The following is a 6,950-nucleotide window of genomic DNA, read 5'->3' as shown; positions in this document are numbered from 1 at the left end:
GGGGCTGCTAGGCGATCGCCCGGTCGGGTTGGGGTGGATGGAGCGAGATCGGGGGGGCGATCGGGCGATTGGCTTCCTTCTCTGGGGGGTTCTCCCCTGGCTTCTCTGCCTGTGCGGCCACACCCTCTATAAGGAGCTTGCTTAGGGGGTGTGGCCGTAGCTGAAACCCTTGTGTTCTATAGCTTTCGGCTCGCGCGTTCAGGGTGCGCTTGATCGACTCGATCGACTCAGGGGCGATCGCGTAGACCCGTTGCCGATCGCCCGTGCCTAGCCGTTTCGATTGAGCCTTAAATTCTTTCGCGGCCAAGCATTGCCCAAAAATTTGCTGATTACTCATTGAGCGATGGGGGGTGAACCCGAACACGATCCGGCATTCCTCTGGCTTATCCCGCAGGCGATCTGCAAAGGTTTTTAGGGTGGAGCAATCGTCTGGGTTCCACCAGGGGTGCTCGATCGCCCATGCCAGGATATCCAGCCAGCCAAAGTAATTGCCCCCCACGGCCCTGAGTTGCCCCATTGGGAGATCTTGCGCGGGAAGCGGCTGGCCCCATTGGGTGAGGCGATCGACCTTGCCTTGATCGCGGGTCAAGGCCGAATCCACCCAAAGCAGATCCTCTAGGGCTAGAATCGCCCGCCGCCGCTTGCCTCGCTTGTCGGCCTTGACCGCCTCGATCGTCAGGCTGTTGGGGTCGATCCGGTCAAAATCACAGATTTCAAAGCGTTCTAACTTTTCGCGATCGGCAAAGCTCAGAACCCGCTTCTCTCTCAGGGTTTTGGCCGTTTCCGGGTTGATCGCCTCAGCGTTTAGAATCCCCTGGCAACGGGCCTCATTGACCCGTTGCCCAACGATCGCCCATAGCTCGATCGCATCCTCAAGTGCGGGATCTTTTGAGGACTCGAAAAGCTCTACCAGCTCCTCGATCGGCGCAACCTCTACGGCATGGCCAGCCGCTTCCAACCTCAATCGGATCTCAAGCCCAAAATCAGCCATCGCCTCGTTTTGGCTGGCCAGCGCTTCGTTCCGATAGGTGGCTAGGGAGCTGGTGCGATCGGTGTTTTCCATGATCGCCCGATCGCCCATGGCCCCCGCGATCGCATTGGTGCGCCGATCGATATCCTTCTGGATGGCCTTGACCCAGCGTCCCTGGCTTAAGGAACTTGACCGCCCAAACCACGCGGCATAGACGATCCGGGGCACGGGTTTACGGACGCGCCCCAATTGCTGCATAGCGTCCCACGGGGCGATCGATTGCCCCTCAAAAATCCCGTAGACCCGATCGAAGTAGTCCCCCTCGATCGATACCCCGCTGGTGAGCGCTGGGGAACAAATCAGCAGCCGGATCCTGTGTTCCGATAGGAATTGATCGGGGTTCTCTGCGAATGCACGGGGTAGCGGATCCGCGCTGGTGTTGCGATCGAAGCGTAGGATCTCTGAGTTTTTTAGCCCCAGCTCTAGGGCTAAGTGCTCGATCCGTTCGGCCGTGGCTTGGGTATCGGTTACCAGGAAAACCCGCCGGCCGTTTCGCAGTGTCTTGGATAGTCGAGCAATAACCGAGATTTTGGCCGCACGGGTCGATCTGGCTAGCCCGCGCTTGCTGCCAATAAACTCGACTGGCCAGCAGTTGAGCTGGTAGGTATTTTCGAGAATCCAGGGCTGTTCGTTGCGAATAGAAGCGATGAAGTCCAATTCGATCGCCGTCAGGTCAGCAGAAGCCAGGATCACCAAACCGGCATTTTTAATCAGCTCGATCGCCCGTTCCATCAAGGCCGGCCGCTTGCCATCTTTGCCGCAAGTTGCACCCAAAATCAGATGGCGCAAGCCTTGATCGGCCTCATCCATCACAAAGATGTAGGAGCCGGGGGGGTAGTCAGCGGGATTAATCGACAGGAGCGAATCCCAGCAAAGGCTTAGGCGCTTGGTTGGTTGCCCGTCTTTGCCCAGCTTTTGGCCACGGAACCGATCGGTATCGTGCAAATAATCCAGCCCCAGACGATCGGCTAGCCCACGCTGCAATGCTTCACGGTGGCCGGGGGCGATCACGTTGGGGTAGATATCCTTCAGGCAGTCCAAAACCAGCCGGATCATCTTGGTTTTCGCCGTGCCCATTTTGCTTCCCAGAACCACGGTTCCGGTGCTGGGAATCGATCGCGGGTCGATCGCCTTGGCCAAGTCCGGCACGTCCACAACCATGCTGGGTTCGTAGCTGCCCAGCGGGTTTTGGAGCTTGTGGAGGATGGCCAGCTCACGCAACGGCCGGGCGGTGGCCAGGGCTTGCTCCCATGCGGCTATCCCCTGATTGACAATCAGGTCATCAACGCCCTTATCGCGTCCCCCGGCGTTATCCCAGCGGGCGATCGTCACGGTGCAAGCCGCTTGCTCTAAAAGTCGGGCCAGCTTGTGGGTGGCTTTCCAGACGTTTTGGATCGTCTTGCGCTTCAGGTCACGGTCAAGGGCGATCGTGATGGTTCGGCCCTGGCTGGCAAACGGCTGTAGGTCTGCAATCAGATGGGGCCGGGCTAGCGGGTTTCCGATATCATCCGTTGCCCGATAGCCCCCGGTGCATCCAGTCAAACCGATCGCGATGAACCCATTTGACAGCAGCGATAGGGCTTTTTTGGCCCCTTCAGTCAGGATGATAGGCAAATCGGCCCGGCTGGCCACCCAGCCCCAGAATGAGCCGATCGCCTCGACTTCATCACGCACGGTGGCAAAATACAGCCCGTGGCGCTTGCAAATTGCCCGCAAGGTCTGACGGTTAATCGGTGGCAAATATGCCCTGCTACCAGCCCCTGTAGGGGTTTCGTATTTGTTGAATCGCCCCGGCTTTTCTGGGTTGGGCCGGGGGTTCTGGGGCTTGATTTGCCAAACCTCACCGCTTTCCTGTAGCAGGAAAGCACCCGCGCTAAAGCGATGGGGCTTGCGGGTTTGGTAGTCACGGCTTGGGGGTTTCCATCCCAACGCCTCATGGATAGGCCAGCCTTCGGCCTCATGGGTGTACGGGTTGGTTTCCAGCTCATGCCGAACTTGGACGGCGATCGCAAACAGCTCTGGGGCGATCGCACTGCCCTGGCAAAATTCATGGCGAAAGTGGGCGATCGGGTCTAATCCCGCTAATCCCCCGCTGGATTGTGGCGATTGCGCTATAATCGAGGTGGATTCACCCTGAAACCGTTGTGGTGAGCGGTTTTCAGGTATGATATATACGCAAGCCGGGTTTGTTGCTAAACTTAAAGTGTGGGTGGTCATACCCATAAACAAAATCCTTGCTCCATTGGAGCGGCATCCATTTCTCTGAAGTGAAAACGCGCGAAGTTTGGCGACTGTGTGGCGTTTTCAACTATTGAAAAATGGGTTTACATTTGAAACTACGAAAGCCCCGGAAGCCTCATGCTGCCGGGGTTTTTGCTTTCTTTCCTAGAAACTGATCGAGGGTTACTAGGAGGAACTTGGCTCCGAGAGATGTTGAGCTTTGATGATTGTTCATTGATTTGTTTTCCGAGGGTATCACTAGCTCGAAAACAGAGCAGTTGCGTTCTCTCTTGAAGAGAAATTTGAATCACGGTAGTTAATCGTATTGCCTCCCCCGATTATAGACTATTTCCCCAGGTGATCAACCCTGTTCATTTTAAAGTGGGTGCTTCTTGAAACCCGATCAGGGTATGGAGTGTGTGAAATTGCTTATTTTTCAAAGTTCGCCGAAAAGATGCTTCTAATCGAAAAGTAGATAGTATGCGAATACTATCTACTTTTCAAAAAAAATGTGTGTCTTGCGGAGTATAAATCAAATTGAGTAGTGGTAATTTTTCCATTAGAAAGCCGTCCGTGAAACTTCAAACGGTCGAGGCTATGGGCGCAATTCTCCTAGAATTTCAATCACCCGCTGCATCTCTGTTTGCAAGCCGGTGATCTGTGTTTGGAGGGGTTCAAAGGCTTGGGCGATGCCCCGATCGATCGCCTCAAGAATCGTATCGGTGCGCTCTTCCAGCTTTTGATCGAGCTGCTCAATGCGCTGTTCTACCCGATCCATGCGCTCGTTTAGGGCTGCGATCGCTTGGGTTAAATCGGCTGTGACCTGACGCAAGCTATCGATCGCGCGGGTATTGGAGGCCGTAGCCTCAATCAGCCCAGCGATGTGGGAAGCGTTCGATAAGTTGGTTTGAGCCAAGGTCATCACCGTGCCGGTGAGCTGCTGTAGCTGGCTCTCGATCGTGGTGACGCGAGCTTCGATGGTCATGGGCGATCGCTCCTAAGCCGGTTCTAGAACAGATTCAGCCATGGCAAGGTTCTGGGAAGCTCTGGGAACTTCACGCCACGTCTGTTCCTGTTGAGGCACGGGCGCAAATCGACAAGTACAGACGGCGATCGCCTCGTATTCAGTTTGAGTGGGCTTGTTACTAACAAACAAATCCACTGCTTCCACAACCCAATCGCCTGGACGCGACTGCATATCATCGCCACCATCCGCATAGTTGGTGCGATAGAGCCGTGGCCGATCGCCCGGATTAGGCAATTTCCCAGTAAACGACCATTCCTCAGACAGCAGCCAGGTAAAGCCCCCAAAGGGCAATCGCATGACCGATTCAACCCCTTCAGGCAATGGGTGATCTTGGCTGGCAACGTACTGAATCCAGATGTTTTTGGCTTCATCCATTGCGGTCATCCTCAAAACTGGTTTGCTCCCCTTCAAAGACGCAATCCCACTTGAGGATGGGGTCTTTGGTTGGTTCGATGCGTTTCAAGTTTCCAAGCTGGTATTTACGCCCCATCGCCTTACAAAGAGAGGGATGGGTGACAGCATGGCGATTTTCCAAAGGTTCTATCTCATTTTGCGGATCGGTCACAGGCGATCGCTCCTTTTGTCGTCGGTATCCAATCCCGACCATTCATCAGGGGTGATGGGCATGTATTAACCCGTGGCAAGAGCTTTCTGTTTTCCTGGGGCGTGGTTTCTATTAGGCAACCCCTTTAGATAATCGTATCGAAAGGGGGGTACTCCCCTAGCCCAGCGGAATCCCCCTGGGGCGCGTAAATTTTGCAGCCAATTTCGTTTCTGACTAGTCGGAAATGAAATCGCCCGTGTTCGATCCTTAAGGGCCGAACACGGGCCGCGCGATCATGCTGCCTTTCTATAGAGCCGATCGATGATGACCTTGACGCTGGTATGGCTCCATTGCTTACCACGTTTTGGCTTGTAGCCTTGCGCGTTCAGATACTCTGCGATCGCCCTTAATGACTTGCCTGATTTGTGGTGACGGCGGATCACATCAATCACGGCTTGCTCCCCTTCATCGGCCACCAGCTCCCCATCAACAGCCTTGGCTCCAAACTTAGGCGCACCGTAGGCATAGCCCCCTTTGCTGGCCTTAGCAGCCCGGCCGGTTTGGGTGCGTTCGTTGATGACATCGCGCTCTAGTTGAGCCACAGCAGCCATCACCGTCAGGATCATGCGGCCGGTTGGGGTGCTGGTGTCTACGTTCAGATCGAGCAACACCAGGGCCTTGTTAGCCGGTTGCAAGGTATCTTCCACCAGGGCCAGCACGTCACGGGTATTGCGGGCAATCCGATCGAGCTTTAAGGCAACGATGCCATCGGCATGATCGCGCACCATGTCAAGTGCTGCCTGAAACTCGGGCCGGTTGTCAGCATTCTTACCGCTGGCAACTTCGGTGAACACTTCCACCAATTCATGATTGAACGCAAGGCAGTAGGCTTTGATGCGCTCGATCTGAGAGTCGATCGAGGTGTTGTCTGCCTGAGAATCACTGCTTACCCGTGCATAACCTACCAATTTCATGGTTCAGTCCTTTCGCTTCAGTAATTACAGCCTAACGTACTGTTCAGAAAATTTCAATAACTTAAACACTAAAGTAGCCAGAAAGCTTGCAAATAAAAGGCCAAAGTCTAATTTGGTCTGAGGATATCGCAGAATCGGGGCAGGCTTGACAAAATCGCAATACGTAGTGTATTGCGTCCGTATTGCGCTGCATTGCGAAACGTATTACAGCCGTATTGCGAAACGTATTGCGTCCGTATTGCGAAACGTATTACAGCCGTATTGCGAAACGTATTGCGTCCGTATTGCGAAACGTATTGCGTCCGTATTGCGAAACGTATTGCGTCCGTATTGCGAGTGTGATACCCTGCAATACGTTCGTATTACGAGCGCAATACATCATGGCAAAACAGACTGTGAGCCTACGATTGGAAGCTGAGATGCTTGCTGCGATCGATGCCAAGGTTGCTGAGTTGGGAATTGATCGCACTGCCTATATCGCTGGGCTGATTGCGCAGGATCTAGGGTGCAATACAGCCGCAATACAGCCGCATTACGAACGCGATACGAGCGCATTGCAGAGCGCAATACAGGACGCATTGCAGCAAGCATTGGCTCCGATCCATGCTGAGATTGCAGAACTAAAAAAGTCAGACGGGGCGATCGCGGCATAGCCCAACCGATCGCCCCAGTGGAACCAACGCCCCCCGGTGATGCCCCGGACTCGGCCCCAGGTATCAAGCCGGTGGCCGTGCCCATCCCACCCGATCGCCCTACGCTCTCGACTGCTGACTTCCTAAAACTGCTGGCCGCGCAAGGGGTGGTTATCTCCGAACGATCGCTACAACGTCACGCGATATCGGGGGATTTTAGCGATCGATACCCCGGTTGGAAGGCAGCAAGGCCGGGTAAATTCTGGCTAATCAGCCCGATCGATCAATAAGCCCCCAATCCCCCGTGCCATAACGGTTTGGGGGTTTGTTTGTGTTTTTTCTGTGGTTTCCCGATCGCGCGCGTTCTGGTGGGGATGCTAAACCCCTTCCGCAGAGATTTGCGGAAGCTATTTTGTGCCAGTTGCAAAATCCAATCCCACCGCCAAAAATCGCTAAATCACTGTCAGGGCATAGCTTTCAGCGTTTTTAGGCAAATCGTACCTTTCCCTGGGGCCCCAGGGAA

The 6,950-nt window shown here is 54.6% G+C and carries 6 protein-coding genes; 1 reads left to right on the top strand and 5 read right to left on the bottom strand.

Features of this window, described 5'->3' with window-relative positions; translation table 11 throughout:
* Positions 1-7 precede the first annotated feature (7 nt).
* The 5 genes from AMR42_RS13440 to AMR42_RS13420 form a co-directional block, all read right to left on the bottom strand.
* A complete protein-coding gene (locus AMR42_RS13440; protein WP_099534181.1) occupies positions 8-3,253 on the bottom strand; it encodes a plasmid replication protein, CyRepA1 family in 3,246 nt (1,081 codons plus the stop codon).
* A gap of 592 nt (positions 3,254-3,845) precedes the next feature.
* Positions 3,846-4,235, bottom strand: a complete 390-nt coding sequence (locus tag AMR42_RS13435) for a hypothetical protein (RefSeq protein ID WP_099534180.1) — start codon at positions 4,233-4,235, stop codon at positions 3,846-3,848.
* A gap of 12 nt (positions 4,236-4,247) precedes the next feature.
* Positions 4,248-4,652, bottom strand: coding sequence for a hypothetical protein (locus tag AMR42_RS13430; protein WP_099534179.1), 405 nt, complete (start codon positions 4,650-4,652; stop codon positions 4,248-4,250).
* Positions 4,645-4,842 (bottom strand): hypothetical protein, encoded by a 198-nt coding sequence (locus AMR42_RS13425; RefSeq protein ID WP_099534178.1) that lies wholly within the window; start codon positions 4,840-4,842, stop codon positions 4,645-4,647. The genes AMR42_RS13430 and AMR42_RS13425 overlap by 8 nt, the downstream gene beginning before the upstream one ends.
* 272 nt (positions 4,843-5,114) lie before the next feature.
* A complete protein-coding gene (locus tag AMR42_RS13420; protein WP_099534177.1) occupies positions 5,115-5,795 on the bottom strand; it encodes a recombinase family protein in 681 nt (226 codons plus the stop codon).
* A 380-nt stretch (positions 5,796-6,175) separates the two neighbouring features.
* Between AMR42_RS13420 and AMR42_RS13415 the strand changes: the two genes are divergently transcribed.
* Entirely contained in the window at positions 6,176-6,448 is a 273-nt protein-coding gene (locus tag AMR42_RS13415; RefSeq protein WP_099534176.1) for a hypothetical protein, read from the top strand.
* The last annotated feature ends 502 nt before the right edge of the window (positions 6,449-6,950 follow it).

It is taken from the genome of Limnothrix sp. PR1529 (assembly GCF_002742025.1).
Taxonomy (GTDB): domain Bacteria; phylum Cyanobacteriota; class Cyanobacteriia; order CACIAM-69d; family CACIAM-69d; genus CACIAM-69d.
This window is presented reverse-complemented; position numbering and strand designations above follow the sequence as displayed.

Coding starts and splice junctions, on each gene's coding strand:
- AMR42_RS13440 (WP_099534181.1), bottom strand. CDS start 3,253: ATGGGTATGACCACCCACACTTTAAGTTTAGCAACAAACCCGGCTTGC.
- AMR42_RS13435 (WP_099534180.1), bottom strand. CDS start 4,235: ATGACCATCGAAGCTCGCGTCACCACGATCGAGAGCCAGCTACAGCAG.
- AMR42_RS13430 (WP_099534179.1), bottom strand. CDS start 4,652: ATGGATGAAGCCAAAAACATCTGGATTCAGTACGTTGCCAGCCAAGAT.
- AMR42_RS13420 (WP_099534177.1), bottom strand. CDS start 5,795: ATGAAATTGGTAGGTTATGCACGGGTAAGCAGTGATTCTCAGGCAGAC.
- AMR42_RS13415 (WP_099534176.1), top strand. CDS start 6,176: ATGGCAAAACAGACTGTGAGCCTACGATTGGAAGCTGAGATGCTTGCT.